The sequence below is a fragment of the Asanoa sp. NPDC049475 genome (assembly GCF_040676915.1).
GTDB lineage: Bacteria > Actinomycetota > Actinomycetes > Mycobacteriales > Micromonosporaceae > Asanoa.
Genome location: NZ_JBFAPY010000005.1, coordinates 766,921 through 785,388, shown reverse-complemented (window position 1 = coordinate 785,388; position 18,468 = coordinate 766,921). Strand labels below are relative to the sequence as shown.

Below are 18,468 nucleotides of genomic sequence, written 5' to 3'. Positions count from 1 at the left end.
GACGAGAGGTTCGAAGCGATGTATCGGCTGCACTACGACGACGTCGGGCGCTACGTCCGCCGCCGTGCGGCCGACCTGGACTGTGACCACATCGTCGGCCAGGTGATGACGATCGCCTGGCAGGGCCGCGCCAACGTGCCCGCCGACAACCCCCTGCCCTGGCTCTACCGCACGGCCCGCAACGTGCTCGCCAACGAGTTCCGGCGGCGCAAGCGGGAGCGCAACGACCCGTACGACCCGGCCAGCGACCCGCTCGCCACCCTGCCGGACCACGACGACCGCACCGGCGGGCTGGTCGACCGGATGGCCCTGCGGCAGGCGCTGGCCGAGCTCGGCGACCGCGACCGGGAGATCCTGGAGCTGATCGCCTGGGAGGGGCTGACGGTCCCCGAGGTCGCTGCGGTGCTCGGCCTCGGCCGCACCGCCGTCAGCAACCGGGTCGCCCGGCTGCGCAAGCTGTGGGATCCCCAGCCCAACCGGACGCACCAGCTCGTCACGCTCCTCGGCCGGAGGTCCCGTCGATGAACGACGCCGACCGGCTACGGGAGATCTTCGGTCCCACCGACCCCGTCGCCGACGACGGTTACGTGCCCGACCTCGACCGGCGCGAGCGAACGCTGCGGGCGATCCTCGCCAGCACGCCGGCCCCCGCCCCGCCGCGCCGGGCCTTCGCGGGCCGGTCGGCCGCCGCGCAGCCGCGCCGGGTCCTCGCGGGCCGAGCGGTCGCCGCACCGCCGCGCCGGGCCTTCGCGGGCTGGGCGGTCGCCGCGGCGGCCGTCGCCGTCATCGGAGTCGTCGTGGCCGTCGCGCTCCCCCAGACCGCGTCGAGCGCGTGGGCGACACCGGCACCCCTGACCGGCACAACGGTGGCGCCCCAACCGGGCGCTCCCCGGCTGCTGGCGCTGGCCGCCACCCTCGCCGGCCAGCCTCCGGCCGCGGCGCCGATCCACGACCACCTGCTGATCCGCAGCTGGTCACTCAACAGCGACATCGCGGGCACGACGGTCACCTGCGTCGTCATCCCCACCGAGACCGAGGTCCGGCGCGCGCCGGACAACTCCGGCAGCCGCACGGTCGCCTACCTCCCGCCCGAGTCGCCCACGAAGGCGCAGCTCGACGAGTGGCACGACGAGGGATCACCCGGGGCCGACCAGACCCGCACCACCGAGGAATACGCCGCCGGTCAGTTCGTCGCCGTGTGGCCGGACCGGCCCCCGACCGACCCCGGCCGGCTCCGCGCCTGGCTGTCCGCGACCCGGCAGGGCACCGACCCGGCCACGACGGTCGTCGGCGGCATCACCGACCTGCTCCAGGAACGCACCCTGACCGCCGCCGAGCGCGCCGCGACGCTGACCCTCCTGGCCGGTCTGCCCGGGCTGCGCTACACGGGCACGCTCACCGACCGCGCCGGCCGCACGGGCGACGCGTACACGGTCGTCGTCGACGGCTCCGGCCTGCCGGTCACCCACACGTTCGTCGTCGACCCCGGTGGCGGACGCATCCTCGCGCAGGAACGCGTCCTGGCCACCGAGGTCGGACGACTCGACATCACGGCGCCGGCGGTGATCGGCTACGACACCTATCTCTAGCCCCAGACGGCGTACGCCTGGTCGTTGTAGGAGCCCATCGACAACGCGTACGAGCGGGCGCCGCAGTTGTAGACGGACGTGAGGTTGTAGAGGCTCAGGTGGCCCGCGTCGCTGGCGCCCTGGTTGTTGCGCCACGACGAGGTCGACCGGTTGAAACCCCAGTCGGCCAGGTAGTGCCAGTACTCGTCACTGAACTGCAGCCGCCGGCCGCCGCCGTTGGTGTTCTCGTAGAGGCACAGCCATCCGGACCCGCACGACGGCACCGCCGCCGCGACGACCGCGCCCTCCGCCTGGGCGGTCCGGGCGACGAGCGGGTCCGCCGCACGCTGGTAGCCCAACAGCTTGTCCGCCTCGGCGTGCGAGGCGAAGCACCGCGTGTCCGCCGCCGCGAACACCAGGCAGGTCTGTGCGCCCTGCCAGCCCTTGCCCAGGTCGATGACGCGCCCCTCGAACACCGCCGACCCGGGCGCACCAGCGGGTGCCGCGGCCACCGCCGGCACACCCGTCATCACCACCGCCGCCACCACGAGCACGGCAACCGCCCGGAAGAGTCCCTTCATGTCCGACCTCCTGCATAGCCCCCGTGCGGGCAGGGAAATACCCGCAGTGACATCGAGACTACGGAATGTTTACATCCCTCGAATCGGCCGGTCGGTGATCTGACCTTCGTCCCTACCGGGCGAACGCGTGGACGATCGCGGCGACCAACGCGGTGCGCGCGACCGTCGCGTCGACGTCAATGTGCTCGTCACCGGCGTGCGCGCCGGCTCCGACCGCGCCGAGACCGTCGAGCAGCGGCACACCGAGCGCGGCCAGGAAGTTGGCGTCGCTGCCGCCGCCAACAGCACATTCGGACAAGTCCTCGCCGAGCCCGACGGCGAGGGCGCGGGCCAGGTCGACCATCGCCGCGATCCCCGGGGTACGTGTCATCGGCGGCCGGTTCCACCCGCCGTCGACCGTGACCATCAGCCGGGGGTCGGCGGGCCGCAGCCCGCTCAGCGCGGCGTCGACCCGCCGCGCCTCGGCCGGCTCGGCGACGCGCACGTCGACGGTGGCCCAGGCGTGGCCGGCGATCACGTTGCCACGTGTACCGCCGGAGATGGTCCCGACGTTGACGCTCGTGCCCCGCCCGAGGTCCTGCACCGCGCGCAGTTCGAGCACGATCCGGGCGAGCTCGTCGATCGCGCTGATCCCCTTCTCGGGGTCGAGACCCGCGTGCGCCTCCACGCCGGTTACGTCGATCCGGAAGATGCCGATGCCCTTGCGGGCGGTCTTCAGCGCGCCGCCGACCCCGGGCTCCAGCACCAGCGCGGCGGTGACACCGTCGGCCGACGCCTCGACCGCCGGCCGCGAGGCGGGGCTGCCCAGCTCCTCGTCGCCGTTGAGCACGAAGCGCAGCGGCGGCCGGGGCAGCCCGGCGGCGTCCAGCGCGCGCACCGCCCACAGCGCCTGCATCAGGCCCGCCTTCATGTCGAAGACGCCGGGGCCACGCGCGATCCGGCCCTCGACCACGAACGGCCGGTTGGCGAGCGTGCCGGCGTCCCAGACGGTGTCGTAGTGGCACAGCACCAGCAGCCGGCGAGGCCCGACGCCCGCGAAGTCGGCGACCAGGGTGTCGCCGTGGGTCGGGGAAGGCACCCGCCGGATCGCCTCGGGCGGCCCGAGCGCCTCGGTGAGCCGGCCGGTGAGCCAGTCCAGGCCGGCGTCCAGGTGCGGCTTGCTGTCGCTGGGCGTCTCGCGCGACACGTAGTCACGGAGCTCGGCGAGGAGGTCTTCGCGATGGGCGAGCAGCCACCGCCGGACGGCCGACAGGTCGAGGGCGGGGGCGAGGGTCGGGCTGGGGATGTCCACGGTCACATCCTGCTATGCGCGCACCCAGGGGCCGATCGGGTCCCGGCCCGGGCGGAAGCCGTGCGCCGACGCGGCGTCGGCGGCCGCCCGGAACTGGCGGGCCAGCGTGTCCGGCTGGTGCGCGTCGCTGCCGAAGGTCACCGCTCGCCCACCGACCGCCCGCCACCACTCCAGCAACTCGGGGTGGAAGGTGCTGCGCGTGTTGACCTCCAGGATCCGCCCACTGCGGCGCACGGCGGTGAGGGCCGCGCGGAACTCCGGCTCGTACGCGGTGATCTCGCGCGGCCCGGCCGAGGCCGGCCAGTAGCGCAGCGGGTAGTCGAGGTGGGTGACCACCTCGAAGTCGGTGCCGGTGTCGGCCATCCGCGCCACCTCGGCCAGGTAGCCGCGGACCATGTCGTCGACCGACAGGCCCGGATACTCGTAGCCGACGGCCAGGAACAGGTCGTCGTCCGTCGCGCGGGCGTGGACGGAGCCGAGCACCCGGTCGAAGCCGCCGGCGAGCAGCGCCCGCAGCTCGTCGCCGTGCCAGTGCGGCTCGCTGAACTCCACACCGGACAGCACCCGCAGCGTCGGAAACCGTTCGCGCGCCTCGCCGATCGCCTCCCGGTAGCCGGCGACGTCGAACGGGGCGGCGAGCACCACCCGGCCGTCGGGCATGGTCCACGGGGTCAGGTCGACGTGCTCGGTGAAGGCGACCGCGGGCAGGCCGAGCTCGACCGCCCGCGCACACGTGCGCAGCATGTCCCCGCCTGGTGCGTCCCACGAGAACAGGCTGTGCACGTGCCCGTCCGCGGGAAGCGCCACGCCCTTACCCTAGCGCCGCGAGATCCGTTTGGCCCCGGGCTCGTGGGGCATGTGCCGGGCATGAACCTGACCTTGCTGTCCGGTGCGACCGCCGGCGCCGCGGCCGGTGCGGCCGGTTGCGCCGCGCTCGACGCGACCACCTATCTCGACATGGCCGTGCGGGGCCGACCGTCCAGCAACGTGCCGGCCGAAACCGCCGAAGCGTTCGTCAAGCACCTGCCTTTGGACGTACCGGGGCAGAACTCTCGCCGGCAGAACCGCTTCAACGGGCTCGGCGGCCTCTCCGGTGTCCTCACGGGCGTGTCGGTCGGTGCCGCGTTCGGCCTCCTCCACGGGTACGGCTGGCGGCCCGCGCTGCCGGTCGGCGCGGTCGCGGTCGGGCTCGGCGCGATGGCGGTGAGCGACGGCACCCTGGCCGGGCTGCGAGTCTCGGACCCGCGCACCTGGTCGGTCACCGACTGGCTCAGCGACCTGATTCCCCACCTGGTGTACGGCACGGTCACCTACGCCACACTGGTCGCGCTCGAGGACAGGTGATGAGGTCCAAGGTCGTCACCGACTCCGACGTCGTGACCTACGTGATGGTGTGCGATCCGGGCGAGGACGCGGTGGCGGCGCTGCACGAGCTGGCCGACCGGGAGCGCCTGGAAGCCGCGTCGATCACCGGCCTCGGCGGGTTCGAGCACGCCACCGTCGGCTGGTTCGACCGCGCCGTCAACGACTTTCGGCGCAACGAGGTCGACGAGCCGGCCGAGGTGCTCTCGCTGATCGGCAACGTCGCCGAAGGTCCGGACGGCCCGAGCCTGAACGTGCACGTCGTGCTCGGCCTGGCCGACGGCACCACCCGCGGTGGCCACCTCCTGGCGGCCACGGTCTTCCCCACGCTGGAGGCGGTGGTCACCGAGACACCGGCCGAACTGCGGCGGGTGATGCGGCCAGGCCAGCCGGTGCCCTTGATCGATCTCGACCAGTCGGACTAGTTCGGGCCGAGGGTCAGGTAGGCGAAGCCCATCAGGCCGCGGTGGCCGCGCAGCCAGATGTCGCGTTGGGTGTCGGCCTGCGCGCGTACGGCCGCCGCCTCCGGATGGTCGGGGTTGGCGATCAGCCACTCCTCGCGGTCGGCGGCCAGCAGCGACTCGAACTCGTCCCACTCGTCGCGCGTGGCGGTCTCGACGCGCAGCGGCCGGAAGCCCGCCGCGATCGCCTGGTCGACGAGCCCGGCCAGGTCGGTGCAGTCGTCGGCGGTCATGCCCGGCCACATCCGGGCGAGCCGTTCGGCGGGCGGCGGGTGCTCCCAGAACTCGGCCGCGAACAGCACCCGCCCACCGGGGTTGATCAGCGAGCGCAGGGCCCTCAGCGCCTCGGCGACGGTGCCGAGCGCCTGGTAGGCGCCGACGCTGACGAGCAGGTCGGCGGTGTCGCGGTGGTCGGCAGCCGGGCCGTCGACGAACGTGACGCGCCCGTCCAGGCCACGGGCCTCCGCGTTGGCCCGGCCCCGGTGAAGGTCCGGCTCGTGCGTGTCCAGACCGATGCCCGTGGCACCCGGGCAGGCGGCGACGACCCGCAGCAGCAGCTCTCCCCAGCCGCAGCCGAAGTCGACCACTGTGGACGGTGCGCGGGCGGAGAGGTCGGCCACGAGGCGGTCGGCCCGCGCCGTGGACAGCGGCGCCATGAACGTGAGGCGTGCACCGTTGCCCGCCGCCGGCGGTGAGGTCATGCCGCAAATTAGCAGCCCCCACCGACGGGCAGCCATCGATTAATTCGCGTAGGGTGGCCAGCAGGATCGAGATGTTCCGATCAATCGATGGGGGGTTCCGGAACTTCACAACGCTGTGCGAGATCCTCGCCGCTTGTCGGCGCGCTGGCCCCTTGGCACGGGCCCCGATGGTGTGCGCGCCGCCCGGCCAGTCCGGTCTCGCCCTTCGTCGGCCACATGGCACCAGCCGGCGAACGCCTGTCACCCATGACCGGCCGTGCGTCCTGCGCGCCTTCGTGTCGGCGACGAACGACACGCGACGCTGACCCGGTCCGGGTGTGCTCTGCCAACCCAGACACAGGAGGCGTCAGTTGCGCAAGAAGCTTGCCCTGGTCGTCGCGCCGCTCCTCGCGGTAGCCGGCGGCGGCATATCGCTGTCACCGGCCGCGGCCGCACCACCCGGTGGGCCACCCGCCGACAGCAACTTCCAGAAAGTGACCCTCAACGACTTCCCCGGCGAGCCCGTCAGCCTCGCCGTGCTGCCCGACAACCGGGTGCTGCACACCGCCCGCACCGGTGAGGTGCGGATCCACGACCCACGCTCGGGGCGCAACATCCTGGCCGCCGACGTGCCCGTCTACGAACACGACGAGGAAGGCCTGCAGGGCGTCGCGATCGACCCCGACTTCGCCCGCAACAAGTGGGTCTATCTCTACTACTCGCCGGTGCTCGACACGCCGACCGACGACCCGGCGACGCCGGACGTCAACGAGGGCGACGCGCCGTTCGAAGGCACGGCGGCCGACTTCGCGCCGTTCAAGGGCCACCTCCAGCTTTCCCGGTTCAAGCTGGAGGGCAACACGCTCAACCTGCGCAGCGAGCAGAAGATCATCCAGGTGAACACCGACCGCGGCATCTGCTGCCACGTCGGTGGACAGATCGATTTCGACAGCAAGGGCAACCTCTACCTGTCGACCGGTGACGACAGCAACCCGTTCTTCTCGGACGGCTACGTGCCGATCGACGAGCGGGCCAACCGCAACCCGGCCTTCGACGCGCAGCGCACGTCGGCCAACACCAACGACCTGCGCGGCAAGGTGCTGCGGATCCGGGTCAAGAACGGCGGCGGTTACACCGTTCCGTCCGGCAACCTGTTCAAGCCGGGCACGGCCAAGACCCGCCCCGAGATCTACGCGATGGGCCTGCGCAACCCGTTCCGGTTCGCCGTCGACAAGCGGACCGACGACGTGTACGTGGGCGACTACTCACCGGACGCCGGTGAGCCCGACCCGGCCCGTGGCCCCGCGGGGCAGGGCCGCTGGCTCCGGATCGACAAGCCGGCCAACTACGGCTGGCCGTACTGCGCGACCGACGAACTGCCCTATGTGGACTACGATTTCGCCACGGGCACCTCGGGAGCGCCGTTCAACTGCCGGCGGCCGGTCAACGAGTCGCCGCACAACACCGGCCTGACCCGGCTGCCCGCCGTCGAGAGGCCCGAGGTGGCCTACTCGTACGGGCCGTCGGCGGAGTTCCCGGAGCTCGGCGAGGGTGGCATCGGCCCGATGGGCGGCCCGGCATACGAGTACGACCGGCGCAGCGACTCGCGGACCAAGTGGCCGGCCTACTACGACGGCGTGCCGCTGTTCTACGAGTGGACGCGCGACTACATCAAGGAGTTCCGCCTCGACCGGCACGGCAACGTCGCCGACATCCGGCCGGTGCTCGGCTCCCTCGTGGTCGACAACCCGATGGACATGGAGTTCGGCCCCGACGGCGCGCTCTACGTCCTCGAATACGGTGACGGCTACTTCGCCGAGAACCCGGACGCGCAACTGTCCAGGTTCGACTTCGTGCGGGGCAACCGCACGCCGGTTCCGGTGATCAGCGGCCAACCACTGGCCGGTGACGCGCCGCTGACGGTCCAGTTCTCCAGTGCCGGCACCACCGACGCCGACGGCGACGCGCTGCGCTACGCGTGGGACTTCGACGCCGACGGCACGGTGGACTCGCGGGCCGCGAACCCGACGTACACGTTCGCGGAGAACGGCAGCTACCGGGTCACGCTGAAGGTCACCGACAGCACGGGTCGATCGGCGTCGGCCGAGCTTCCCTTCGTCGTCGGCCCCCGTCCGCCGACGGTCACGATCGTCGCGCCGGAGGAGGGTCAGCCGTTCGAGTTCGGTGACACGGTTCCCTTCGAGGTGACCGTGGTCGACAACGAGCCGACGGACTGCTCGCGGGTCACCGTGAACTACATCCTCGGCCACGACGAGCACGGCCACCCGATCACCTCGGCGACCGGCTGCTCGGGCAGCATCTCCACCTCCGCACCCGGTCACGGACCCGGCGACGACCTGTCCGGCGTGTTCGTGGCGACCTACACCGACGCCGACGGTCAGGTCGGCACCGACCAGGTAGTCCTTTTCCCGGGGACGACACCGTAACGGAGCATCGTGGCGGGTGGTGCGGATAGGGCAGACTGCCTCGCGTGGCAGAGTCCTTCCGCACCACCCTCGCCCAACTTCTCAAGGCGCGCTTCCCGATCATCGCGGTCGAGTCGCACGAGGAGCTGCGGGTGCTGTTCGAGGTGCGCGCGGTCGCCGGCGACGCCGGCGCCGTGCGCACCCCACGCGCGGTGTGGACCTGGTCGCTGACCGACGGGCTGCGCCGCGACGACGGCGAGGAACAGGCCCGCACGAAGGACCCCGCCGACGCCCTCGACGCGCTGCTGCGGCTGCAGCAGCCGATCGTCGCGGTCTTCCGCGACCTGCACCCGGTGCTCGGCGGGGCCGGCCAGCCGGGCGACCCGGGCGTGATCCGCCGCCTGCGCGACCTGGCTACGGCGTTCCGCGCCGGCGCGATCCCGCGCAGTCTCGTGCTCGTCTCCCCGGTCAACCGGGTGCCGGTCGAGCTCGAGAAAGACGTCACGGTCGTCGACTTCCCGCTGCCGTCCGAGACCGAGATCCGCGCCGTGCTGGAGGGGATGCTGCGGGCCAACGCGGCCTCGCCCCGGCTCCGGATCGACCTCGACGACAGCGGACGCGAACGGTTCGCCAAGGCCGCGCTCGGCCTGACCCTGCACGAGGCGGAGAACGCGTTCGCCCGCGCGATGGTCAACGACGGCGTCATCAGCGTCGCCGACCTGCCCGTGATCCTGGAGGAGAAGCGGCAGACGGTACGCAAGGCCGGGCTCCTCGAGTTCGTCGAGACCGGTAGCCGGCTGTCCGACATCGGCGGCCTGGAGAACCTGAAGCGCTGGCTCGGCCGTCGCGAGGGCGCGTGGCTCGCGGACGCCGCCGACTACGGGCTGCCGGCACCGCGCGGCGTGCTGATCACCGGCGTCCCCGGCTGCGGCAAGTCGCTGACCGCGAAGGCCGTCGCGGCCGCGTGGGGCATCCCGTTGCTCCGCCTCGACATCGGTCGGGTCTTCTCCGGTCTGGTCGGGTCGAGCGAGCACAACATGCGGGGCGCCATCCGCACCGCCGAGGCGGTCGCACCGTGCGTCCTCTGGATCGACGAGATCGAGAAGGGCTTCGCCGCCACCGGCGCCAACGACTCCGGCACCTCGTCGCGGGTGTTCGGCTCGTTCCTGACCTGGCTGCAGGAGAAGAGCCGGCCGGTGTTCGTGATCGCCACCGCCAACGAGATCGAGAGCCTGCCGCCCGAGCTCCTCCGCAAGGGCCGGTTCGACGAGGTGTTCTTCGTCGACCTGCCGACCCGCGCGGAACGCGGGTCGATCTGGCAGGTCCACCTCGCCCGCTGGTTGCGCAACCCGCGGGTGGGTGGCGCGCTCAGCCCTGACGCCGCGGTGCTCGCCGAGCTCACCGCCCTGAGCGAGGGCTACTCCGGCGCCGAGATCGAGCAGGCCCTGGTCGCGGCGGTCTACGACGCCTTCGCCGAACGGCGCCCGCTGCGCCAGGACGACGTGGTGCGGGCGCTGGTCAACATGGTTCCGCTCAGCCGCACCCAGGCCGAGCGGATCGCCGCCGTGCGCGCGTGGGCCGACGCCCGCGCGGTCGCCGCGACCGCAGCCGAGGACTGGGACCTCGACGCGCCGCTGGCAGCGCCCCGGCCGCGACCGGACGGTGGTGACCCGCAGCGTCCCCACGGCGGCCGGCCCGTTGAGTTCTAATGAGCGGTCTCGAAGAACCTTGGAGTGTGCCTTGAGCGTGTCGTTGTTGCTCATTCCGGCGGCCTTGGCCGCCGCTGCGGCTATCCAGGCCAGCGCCACAGGCCAATCCGCCGCCGGCGGTGGCCAGGTCTGCACCGTGTCGACCCGGATGCGCGACAGCGCGCTGCTGTCCGCCGCCCTGCGGGAGGCCGGCGCCGTCGTCACCTCCGGCACCGACCAGGTCGACGCGGTGTGGCAGGGCGTCACCGCCCGATTCACCCGCGACACCGAGGGCATCTGGTCCGCGCATTTCACCGGCGACGTCGACGAGACCCGCGCGGTCGAGATCGTCCGCCGCCTCGACGTGGCGTATGGCCGGCAGGTCCAGGCGGCGGTCCTCGACCGCCTGCGCACCCAGGCGCCGGCCGCGGGTCTGCGCCTGGAGTCCGAGACCGTCGGGGCCGACGCGGCCGTCCGGCTGGTCTTCGCGGTCGAGCGGGAGGTGCGGGCATGAAGATCACGGTGCTGGTGGCCCCCGACGGCACGGTCACCGCCGAGACCCAGGGCATCCACGGTCCCGCGTGCCTCGACTACATCGCGGTGCTGGAGGACCTGCTCGACGCGACCACCGTGTCGAGCGCCCACACCGCCGACTTCACCCAGGCCCGCGCCACGGCCCCGACCACGGAGACGGTGCACGATGTCGACCGCCTTTGATCCTGGCCCGGCCCGCAAGTTCTCGTGGCGCCTGCTGCAAAGCCTCTGGCTGCTGGTGCCGGTGCTCGGCTTCGGCTGTCTCGGCGCCAGCGCCCTGATCTACCTCGGCATCCGGATGAGACGCAAGTCCCTGTGGATCTCGGGCATCGCCTACCTGGTGCCCTCGATCGCGCTGTTCGTCGTGATCGGCGAGTCCGAGCAGGACACCGCCCTCAGCAACTGGGCGGTCGGTCTGTGGCTGCTGACCTGGCTGGTGGTCGTCCTGCACGCCGCGTCCGTCAACTCGTCGTGGCTGCGCTTCAAGGCCACCTACGTCCCCTGGCACGCCACCCCGCTGGCTGCGCCGCCCGGCTACCCGGCCGCACCCGGCTACCCGCCGGCACCGCCGAGCTATCCACCCGCCTATCCGGCGGCGCAGACCGCGTACCCGGCGGCGCGGCCCGCGTTTCCCGCGGCGCCGCCCGCTCAGCCTGGCCCGCCTACCTCGGCGGAGCCGATCGACGTCAACTCCGCCACCGTCGCGCAACTGGCGACCCTCCCCCACTTCGACCACGCGCGAGCCCTGCGCGCGGTCGCCGAGCGGGAGCGCCGCGGCGGCTTCACGGACGTCTACGCGTTCAGCGACGCCCTCGGGCTGCAACCGCACGAGTACGTCCGGATCCTGCCGCTGGTCCGCGCCCTCCCCGTCGCCACGCCGCCTCCGCCGCAGCCGTACCCACCAGGGCCGGGCGGCCACGCGGGGCGCATCCTCGATGTCTGAGCCGGCGGTCGCCGTCGCCCGCTACCTCGGCACCACCACCGCCGAGGGCCCGGGCGTGCGCACCGCCGTCTGGGTCCAGGGCTGCTCCATCCGCTGCGCCGGCTGCTTCAACCCGCACCTGTTCCCGGCCGAGGGCGGCGTCGACTGGTCCCCGAAGGCACTGGCTGACCGGATCCTCGCCGAGCCGTCCACCGGCCTGACCCTGCTCGGCGGCGAGCCGTTCGACCAGGCCGAAGCGCTCGCCGCGGTGGCTCGCCGCGTCCGCGCCGGCGGCCGCTCGGTGCTGGCCTTCTCCGGCTACACCCACGCGGCCCTGCGCCGGGCGGCGGCGGCCGGCCGGCCCGGGGTCGCCGACCTGCTCGCGGCCACCGACCTGCTGATCGCCGGGCCGTTCCTGCGCGACCGGATCGACCACGAGCGACCCTGGGCCGGCTCGACCAACCAGGAGTTCGTGGTCCTCGACGACCGGTTCCCCGACCTGGCCGACTGGCGCACGGGCGCGACCGACCGCGTCCAGATCGACGTCGACCCGTCCGGCACCGTCGCGGTCAACGGCTGGCTGGACACCGAGCGCCTCGACGCGCTGCTGGCCGCGTTGGATTAACTCTGGACTTATATAAGTAGCGACTGTCACAATGTGGCGGGCAAACCGCCCGCGCCCGTCACAGAGAGGACAGCCGCATGATCGACATCGCCAACCACCTCAAGGCGATCCACCGCGAGGTCGGGGTCGGCCCGGCCGAGGCCGGCGGCGAAGAGGTCTCCGTGGTGCTCCGCCGGACGTACGCGGCGCCGGTCGAGGACGTCTGGGACGCGCTGACCGATCCCGACCGCATCAAGCGCTGGTTCTACCCGCTCACCGGTGACCTGCGCGAAGGCGGCACCTTCCAGCTCGAGGGCAACGCCGGCGGCGAGATCCGGCGCTGCGAGCCACCGCACCGGCTGACCGTCACGTTCGGCGGCCCGACCAGCGTGGTCACCCTGCGCCTGTCCGCCGGCACCGGCGACGACACGGAGCTCGAGCTCACCCACACCGTGCCGATCGAGATGGCCGGCAGCGGCGCGGGCGCGCTGTTCGTCGGTCCCGGCTGGGACGGCGCGCTGCTCGGGCTCGCACTGCACCTGGCCGGCGAGGTCTTCGACGACCCGATCGCGTACGCGGGCTCGCCCGAGGTCCGGGAGTTCTCCCGTGGCTCGGTCGACGCCTGGGAGGCCGTCGTGGCGTCGTCGGGCACCGCCACGGCCGACGAGACCGCCGCGGGCCGGCAGATGGCGCTGGCCCAGTTCGCCCCCGAGGAGGCCTAGCCCGGGTCTACGGTCGAGGGATGACCGATCGACCTCCGCTCCCGCCGTTCGACCGGGCCTCGGCGCTGGTCAAGGTGCAGGCCGCCGAGGACGCCTGGAACACCCGGGACCCGGAGAAGGTCTCGATGGCGTACACGACGGACTCGGTCTGGCGGAACCGTGACACGTTCGTCGTCGGGCGTCCGGCGATCGTCGAGTTCCTGCGCGACAAGTGGTCCCGCGAGCTCGACTACGCGCTGCGCAAGAACCTGTGGGCGTTCACCGACGACCGGATCGCGGTCCGCTTCCAGTACGAGTCGCACGACGGCACGGGCCAGTGGTGGCGCAGCTACGGCAACGAGCTGTGGGAGTTCGACGAGCACGGGCTGATGCGCCGCCGCGAGGCCAGCATCAACGACGTGCGGATCGACGAGTCGGAGCGCCGGATCCTCGGCCCCCGGCCCAAGGAGTCGAACGAGCCGGACCTGCCGACGCATTGACCTCAAGTGCGCTTGAGGTCGCAGACTCCACCTCATGCGTGCCGCTGCCTTCGACTCGCCCGGTGGTCCCGACGTGCTCCGCGTGTTCGAGCTGCCCGACCCGGTGCCGGCGCCGGGTCAGGTGCTCGTCCGCGTCCGCGCGGCCGGAGTCCAGCCCTACGACTGCGCGGTCCGGGCCGGCTGGCTCCCGGTCGGCGTACCGCCCACGCTTCCGCGCATCCCCGGCAACGAGTTCGCCGGCGTGGTCGCGGCGCTCGGTCTGGGCGTCTCCGGGGTCGACGTCGGCGCCGAGGTGCTCGGCTTCGGTCAGCTCGGCGCGTACGCGGAGCTGCTGGCGGTGCCGGCCGACCAGATCGTCGCGAAGCCGGCCGCGATGCCGTGGGAGGTAGCGGGCGGCTTCTCGGCCGGCGCACAGACGGCGCACATTGCGCTCGCGGAGCTGGCGCCGGCGCCCGGCGAGACGCTGCTCGTGCACGGCGCGGCCGGGGCGGTCGGCACGGTAGCGGTGCAGCTCGCGGCGGCGGCCGGCGCCACGGTGATCGCCACCGCCCGCCCGGAGAACCACGACTACCTCCGAGGCCTGGGCGCGATCCCGGTCGCGTACGGCGACGGTCTGGCCGACCGGGTGCGCGCGGCGGCGTCGAACGGGGTCGACGCCGCGTTGGACGGGGCCGGTGGCTCCGCCCTCGAGGTCTCGCTCGACCTGGTGGCCGACCGCAAGCGGATCCTGACCCTGGTCGACCACGGCCGCGCCGCCGACCTGGGCATCCGGGTCACTCCCCCGCTGCGCTCGGCGGCACGGCTGGTCGAGCTGGTGGGGGCCGGCCTGCGCATCCACGTCCGCCGGACCTACCCGCTGGCCTCCGCCGCCGACGCGCACCGCGAGGTGGAGACCGGCCACGGGAGAGGGAAAGTCGTCATCACGGTCTAGCCTCGGTGGATGATCGGACGCTTGCACCACACGATCCTCGACTGCCCCGATCCGCACGCGGTGGCGCGGTTCTACAGTGCGCTGCTCGGCCTGCCGATCACGTACCAGGACGAGGACTTCGCGGTTGTCGCCGTCTCGGACCGGACCTCGGGCATCGCGTTCCAACGCTCGCCGGAGAACCCGCCGCCGACCTGGCCGGACCCCGCCGTGCCACAGCAGATCCACTTCGACGTGATGGTCGACGACCCGGCCGCCGCCGGCGAGGCGGTGCTCGCCCTGGGCGCCCGCAAGCTCGCCGGCGACGGCGTCTACGCCGACCCCGCCGGCCACCCGTTCTGCCTGATCCCGCTGCCGAGCTGGGCCGATCCGGTGTGTGCTGAAATCGGATGATGCAGCAGCTCGACGAGCTCCGGACCTTGCTGGCCCGGCACGCACGGCCCGACTGGACGACGGCGATCGACGGAGTGCTGATCTCGAAGGTCGAACGGTCACTCCCGCCCTCGCCGTCGATGTCCGGCACGGTCCTCGCGGTCATCGCGCAGGGTGCGAAACGGCTGTCGCTCGGCGACCGGGTGTACGAGTACCACGCCGGCCAGTACCTGGTCGCGTCGGTCGACCTGCCCGTCACCGGCCACTTCGTCGACGCCAGCCCCGGGCGGCCGGCGCTGGGGTTCGGGCTGGTGCTGCGCCCCGACGACATCGCCGAGCTGCTGCTGGGCGCCGGGCCGGGCGAGGTGCCGGCGGCGGCACCGCCCGGCATCGCGGTCAGCGACGCGCCCGGCGAGCTGCTCGACGCGGTGCTGCGGCTGGTCCGGCTCCTCGAGACGCCGCGCGACCGGCCGGTGCTCGCCCCGCTGGTGATCCGCGAGATCCTCTGGCGGCTGGTCACCGGCGAGCAGGGCGGGCTGGTTCGCCAGCTCGGCCTGCCCGACAGCGGGCTGCGGCACGTGGAGCGGGCCGTGCGCTGGATCCGCGACAACTACGCGGAGCCGTTCCGGGTCGAGGACGTGGCGCGACTGGCCGGCATGAGCGTCTCCGCCTTCCACCGCAATTTCCAGACCGTCACCGCGATGAGCCCGATCCAGTTCCAGAAGCGGATCCGGCTGCACCAGGCGCGGCTGCTGCTGGCCACCGACCCCGGCGACATCGCCGGCGTCGGCGCGCGGGTCGGCTACGACAGCCCGTCCCAGTTCAGCCGGGAGTATCGGCGCGCGTTCGGCGCACCGCCCAGCCGGGACGCCGGCCGCCTGGAGGCCGCCCTGCCGTAGAAGAGCAGGATCAGGCAAGAGCCCGCCTCGATCGGTCTACGCCGCCCGCCAGGGCGGAAGTGGAATGGGGGCATGGCACTCGACAGCTACGTCACCCTCGGCCGATCCGGCCTCCGCGTCAGCCCGTTCGCGCTCGGCGCGATGACCTTCGGCAGCGACCCCGGCGGGGCCGGCTGCGACGTCGCGGAGTCGGAGAAGATCCTCGCGACCTACCTGGAGCGCGGCGGCAACTTCGTCGACACCGCCAACTTCTACACCAACGGCCACTCGGAGAAGATCCTCGGCGACTATCTCGCCGCCAGGCCCGGGACGCGCGACCACGTCGTCCTCGCGTCGAAGTTCTTCTTCAACATGTTCCCCGGCGATCCGAACGGCGGCGGGGCCGGGCGTGGCTCGATCGTCGCCCAGCTCCACGAGTCGCTGCGCCGGCTGCAAACCGACCACCTCGACATGTACTGGATGCACAACTGGGACCGCCACACCCCGATCGACGAGACCATGCGTACGCTCGACGACCTGGTCCGCGCGGGCAAGATCCGCTACCTGGGCTTCTCGAACACGCCGGCCTGGGTCACCGCGCAGGCGCAGACGATGGCGCAGCTGCGGGGCTGGACGCCGCTGGTCGCGCTCCAGGTCGAGTACTCGCTGCTGGCCCGCACCGTCGAGGGCGAGATCGCCCCGCTGGCCCGCGACCAGGGCATGTCGCTGGTGCCGTGGAGCCCGCTGCGCAACGGTTTCCTGTCCGGCAAGTACCGGCGCGGCGGCCAGGTCACCGACTCGGCCCGGCAGGCGTACGTCGGTGGGCCGAGTGACGCCGACTACGACGTGATCGAAGCGGTCGCCGCGATCGCAGAGGAGCTCGGCACGACCGCGGCCGCGGTGTCGCTGGCGTGGCTGCGCGCCCGTGCGGGCACCGTCGTCCCGATCATCGGCGCCCGCAAGGTGAGCCACCTGGAGGACAACCTCGCGGGCCTGACGGTGCGCCTCACCGACGAGCACCTTCGCACGCTGGACACGGTGTCCACACCGGACCTGGACTACCCGGCACCCATGCACGGCACACAGCAGGCAATGCTCCAGTTCGCGGGCTCCACCGTGGACGGTCGGGAGTCCGAGGTCTACCCGCCGCTGCTGCAGAGCGACGTCCGCTACTGACGGCGGGTGACCACGCCGTGCTCGTACGCCCAGACCACCACCTGGACCCGGTCGCGCAGGCCGAGCTTGGTGAGGATCCGTCCGACATGCGTCTTCACGGTGGCCTCGGCCAGCCGGAACCGGGCCGCGATCTCGGCGTTGGAACTGCCCCGCGCCACCTCCAGCAGCACCTCCCGCTCCCGCTCGGTGAGCCGGTCCAGCCGGCCACCGGCGGGGGCGGTGGGATCGGGCAGGAGGCGCGCGTACGCGTCGATCAGCCGGCGGGTGACCGGTGGCGCGACGACGGCGTCACCGGCCGCCACCGAGCGGATCGCGGACAGCAGGTCGGCCGGCGGCGCGTCCTTGAGCAGGAAACCGCTGGCGCCGGCCCGCAGCGCGGCGTAGACGTACTCGTCGAGGTCGAACGTCGTCAGCACCAGGACCCTCGACGGCAGCCCCGCCGCGACGATCCGCCTCGTCGCCGCGATCCCGTCCTCGACCGGCATCCGCACGTCCATCACGACGACGTCGGGCCGCAGCGCCGCCGTCATCGCCACCGCCTGGGCGCCGGTGCCGGCCTCGCCCACGACCGCGAGGTCGGCCTGGCTCTCCAACACCATCCGGAAGCCGGCGCGCACCAGGGCCTGGTCGTCGGCGAGCAGCACGGTGGTGCTCACGCGGCCAGCTGCCGTCCGAAGTGGAGGGTGGCGTGGACCCGCCAGCCGGCGCCTTCCCGTGGACCGGCGTCGACCGTGCCCCGGTAGGGCGCTGTCCGCTCGGCCATCCCCGCGAGCCCGTGCCGCTCGGCCGGTGCCGGCGGCGTCGCGGTCCGGCCCGCACCGTCGTCGACGACCTCGATCTCGACTCCGTCGGCGGCGTAGCGCAGGAGCAGATCGGCCCGCGCACCCGGGCCGGCGTGCTTGATCACGTTGGTCAGCGCCTCCTGGGTGATCCGGTAGACGGCCAGCCCGGCACCCGGACCCCAGTCGCCGGGCCGGCCCTCCGACCGGAGGTCCACCACGACGCCGGCCGCCCGCACCTGGCCCACCAGCTCGTCGAGGTCGGCCAGGCCGGGCTGCGGCGACCGCTCCCCCGGGCCGCCGTTGCGGAGCAGGCCGACCAGCCGGCGCATCTCGTCGAGGGCCTGGCGGCCGGTCGCCGACACCTGCCGCATCGCCGTGCCCACGCGCTCCGACTCGGCGGCGTAGCTCGCCCCGTCGGCCAGCGCGACCATGACGGCCAGGTTGTGCGCCACGATGTCGTGCATCTCGCGGGCGATCCGGACCCGCTCGTCGGCCACCGCCAACCTGGCCTCGCGGTCCCGCTCCCGCTCCAGCCGCGCGGCCCGCTCCTCGACGGCGGCCAGATAGGCCTGGCGGGTGCGGGCGTTGGCGCCGAGCAGGACGGTCGCGGCGACCACCGCCGCCGCACCGATGGTGGCCGGCCACGGCACGGTGCCGCTGACACCCCACGCGACGAGCCCACCCGCCGCCAGCGCCAGCGGCGCCGCGAGGTGCCAGGTCGGGCTCAGCCGCGCGACCGTGTAGAGGCCCAGCAACGGCGTGATCACGTCGGCGGGCGAGTTGGCACCGGCCGCCTCGGCTGCCAGCGCGAGGGCGATCACCGCCCACAGCGTGCCGGCCGGCCAGCGACGCCGGAGCAGCAACGGGAGCGGGACGACCGCGAGGGCGACCCACTGCTCCGGCGCGGCCGGTCCGGTGACGGTCGCCCGGCCGGCCAGCACGACCGCGGACAGCACGACCGCCGCGACGACGAGCGCGACGTCACCGAGCGTCCGCTTCATGCCAACGAGGGTA

Annotated in this window: 22 protein-coding genes; 16 read left to right on the top strand and 6 right to left on the bottom strand. The window is 73.0% G+C overall.

Annotation, left to right across the window (positions count from 1 at the left end):
- Positions 1 to 18: 18 nt before the first annotated feature.
- Together AB0J88_RS23715 and AB0J88_RS23710 are read left to right on the top strand one after the other, a co-directional pair.
- Complete coding sequence (locus AB0J88_RS23715; RefSeq protein WP_364361366.1) at positions 19 to 525, top strand: sigma-70 family RNA polymerase sigma factor; 507 nt, start codon at positions 19 to 21, stop codon at positions 523 to 525.
- A complete protein-coding gene (locus tag AB0J88_RS23710) occupies positions 522 to 1,589 on the top strand; it encodes a CU044_5270 family protein (RefSeq protein WP_364361364.1) in 1,068 nt (355 codons plus the stop codon). The genes AB0J88_RS23715 and AB0J88_RS23710 overlap by 4 nt, the downstream gene beginning before the upstream one ends.
- Here the strand turns inward: AB0J88_RS23710 and AB0J88_RS23705 are convergent.
- The 3 genes from AB0J88_RS23705 to AB0J88_RS23695 form a co-directional block, all read right to left on the bottom strand.
- Positions 1,586 to 2,149, bottom strand: a complete 564-nt coding sequence (locus AB0J88_RS23705) for a peptidase inhibitor family I36 protein (RefSeq protein ID WP_364361362.1) — start codon at positions 2,147 to 2,149, stop codon at positions 1,586 to 1,588. The two genes, AB0J88_RS23710 and AB0J88_RS23705, sit on opposite strands and share 4 nt — an antisense overlap.
- A gap of 112 nt (positions 2,150 to 2,261) precedes the next feature.
- Entirely contained in the window at positions 2,262 to 3,440 is a 1,179-nt protein-coding gene (locus tag AB0J88_RS23700; RefSeq protein WP_364361360.1) for a M20 family metallopeptidase, read from the bottom strand.
- A 12-nt stretch (positions 3,441 to 3,452) separates the two neighbouring features.
- Positions 3,453 to 4,247, bottom strand: coding sequence for a PHP domain-containing protein (locus AB0J88_RS23695; protein WP_364361358.1), 795 nt, complete (start codon positions 4,245 to 4,247; stop codon positions 3,453 to 3,455).
- Between the two features lie 72 nt (positions 4,248 to 4,319).
- Between AB0J88_RS23695 and AB0J88_RS23690 the strand changes: the two genes are divergently transcribed.
- Together AB0J88_RS23690 and AB0J88_RS23685 are read left to right on the top strand one after the other, a co-directional pair.
- Complete coding sequence (locus AB0J88_RS23690; protein ID WP_364361477.1) at positions 4,320 to 4,784, top strand: hypothetical protein; 465 nt, start codon at positions 4,320 to 4,322, stop codon at positions 4,782 to 4,784.
- Positions 4,784 to 5,227 (top strand): PPC domain-containing DNA-binding protein, encoded by a 444-nt coding sequence (locus AB0J88_RS23685; protein WP_364361356.1) that lies wholly within the window; start codon positions 4,784 to 4,786, stop codon positions 5,225 to 5,227. The genes AB0J88_RS23690 and AB0J88_RS23685 overlap by 1 nt, the downstream gene beginning before the upstream one ends.
- On the opposite strand, the gene AB0J88_RS23680 is transcribed toward AB0J88_RS23685, so the two are convergent.
- Positions 5,224 to 5,964: a methyltransferase gene (locus AB0J88_RS23680; RefSeq protein ID WP_364361354.1), complete on the bottom strand. Its 741-nt coding sequence runs from the start codon at positions 5,962 to 5,964 to the stop codon at positions 5,224 to 5,226. The genes AB0J88_RS23685 and AB0J88_RS23680 overlap by 4 nt on opposite strands.
- Positions 5,965 to 6,314: 350 nt before the next feature.
- Here AB0J88_RS23680 and AB0J88_RS23675 point away from each other — a divergent pair, with 350 nt between their 5' ends.
- The 12 genes from AB0J88_RS23675 (at position 6,315) to AB0J88_RS23620 (ending at position 16,672) form a co-directional block, all read left to right on the top strand.
- The gene (locus AB0J88_RS23675) at positions 6,315 to 8,390 is read left to right on the top strand and encodes a PQQ-dependent sugar dehydrogenase (RefSeq protein ID WP_364361352.1); all 2,076 of its coding nucleotides are present in this window, start codon (positions 6,315 to 6,317) and stop codon (positions 8,388 to 8,390) included.
- A 44-nt stretch (positions 8,391 to 8,434) separates the two neighbouring features.
- The gene (locus AB0J88_RS23670) at positions 8,435 to 10,078 is read left to right on the top strand and encodes an AAA family ATPase (protein ID WP_364361350.1); all 1,644 of its coding nucleotides are present in this window, start codon (positions 8,435 to 8,437) and stop codon (positions 10,076 to 10,078) included.
- A gap of 37 nt (positions 10,079 to 10,115) precedes the next feature.
- Complete coding sequence (locus AB0J88_RS23665) at positions 10,116 to 10,571, top strand: hypothetical protein (RefSeq protein WP_364361475.1); 456 nt, start codon at positions 10,116 to 10,118, stop codon at positions 10,569 to 10,571.
- Complete coding sequence (locus AB0J88_RS23660; protein WP_364361348.1) at positions 10,568 to 10,774, top strand: DUF2997 domain-containing protein; 207 nt, start codon at positions 10,568 to 10,570, stop codon at positions 10,772 to 10,774. The genes AB0J88_RS23665 and AB0J88_RS23660 overlap by 4 nt, the downstream gene beginning before the upstream one ends.
- On the top strand, positions 10,758 to 11,534 hold the full coding sequence (locus AB0J88_RS23655) for a helix-hairpin-helix domain-containing protein (RefSeq protein WP_364361346.1): 777 nt from the start codon (positions 10,758 to 10,760) through the stop codon (positions 11,532 to 11,534). Before AB0J88_RS23660 ends, AB0J88_RS23655 begins: the two co-directional genes overlap by 17 nt.
- Positions 11,527 to 12,138, top strand: coding sequence for a 4Fe-4S single cluster domain-containing protein (locus AB0J88_RS23650; protein ID WP_364361344.1), 612 nt, complete (start codon positions 11,527 to 11,529; stop codon positions 12,136 to 12,138). The genes AB0J88_RS23655 and AB0J88_RS23650 overlap by 8 nt, the downstream gene beginning before the upstream one ends.
- 77 nt (positions 12,139 to 12,215) lie before the next feature.
- Positions 12,216 to 12,839 carry an SRPBCC family protein gene (locus AB0J88_RS23645; protein ID WP_364361342.1) on the top strand — a complete coding sequence of 208 codons (624 nt, stop codon included), beginning with the start codon at positions 12,216 to 12,218 and terminating at the stop codon, positions 12,837 to 12,839.
- Between the two features lie 20 nt (positions 12,840 to 12,859).
- On the top strand, positions 12,860 to 13,318 hold the full coding sequence (locus tag AB0J88_RS23640) for a nuclear transport factor 2 family protein (RefSeq protein WP_364361340.1): 459 nt from the start codon (positions 12,860 to 12,862) through the stop codon (positions 13,316 to 13,318).
- Positions 13,319 to 13,352: 34 nt separating this feature from the next.
- Positions 13,353 to 14,249 carry an NADP-dependent oxidoreductase gene (locus tag AB0J88_RS23635; protein WP_364361338.1) on the top strand — a complete coding sequence of 299 codons (897 nt, stop codon included), beginning with the start codon at positions 13,353 to 13,355 and terminating at the stop codon, positions 14,247 to 14,249.
- Positions 14,250 to 14,258: 9 nt separating this feature from the next.
- Entirely contained in the window at positions 14,259 to 14,639 is a 381-nt protein-coding gene (locus AB0J88_RS23630) for a VOC family protein (protein WP_364361336.1), read from the top strand.
- Positions 14,636 to 15,517, top strand: coding sequence for an AraC family transcriptional regulator (locus AB0J88_RS23625; RefSeq protein ID WP_364361334.1), 882 nt, complete (start codon positions 14,636 to 14,638; stop codon positions 15,515 to 15,517). Before AB0J88_RS23630 ends, AB0J88_RS23625 begins: the two co-directional genes overlap by 4 nt.
- A gap of 72 nt (positions 15,518 to 15,589) precedes the next feature.
- The gene (locus AB0J88_RS23620) at positions 15,590 to 16,672 is read left to right on the top strand and encodes an aldo/keto reductase (RefSeq protein WP_364361332.1); all 1,083 of its coding nucleotides are present in this window, start codon (positions 15,590 to 15,592) and stop codon (positions 16,670 to 16,672) included.
- On the opposite strand, the gene AB0J88_RS23615 is transcribed toward AB0J88_RS23620, so the two are convergent.
- On the bottom strand, positions 16,666 to 17,328 hold the full coding sequence (locus AB0J88_RS23615) for a response regulator transcription factor (protein WP_364361330.1): 663 nt from the start codon (positions 17,326 to 17,328) through the stop codon (positions 16,666 to 16,668). The genes AB0J88_RS23620 and AB0J88_RS23615 overlap by 7 nt on opposite strands.
- Positions 17,325 to 18,455, bottom strand: a complete 1,131-nt coding sequence (locus tag AB0J88_RS23610) for a histidine kinase (protein ID WP_364361328.1) — start codon at positions 18,453 to 18,455, stop codon at positions 17,325 to 17,327. Before AB0J88_RS23610 ends, AB0J88_RS23615 begins: the two co-directional genes overlap by 4 nt.
- Positions 18,456 to 18,468 lie beyond the last annotated feature (13 nt).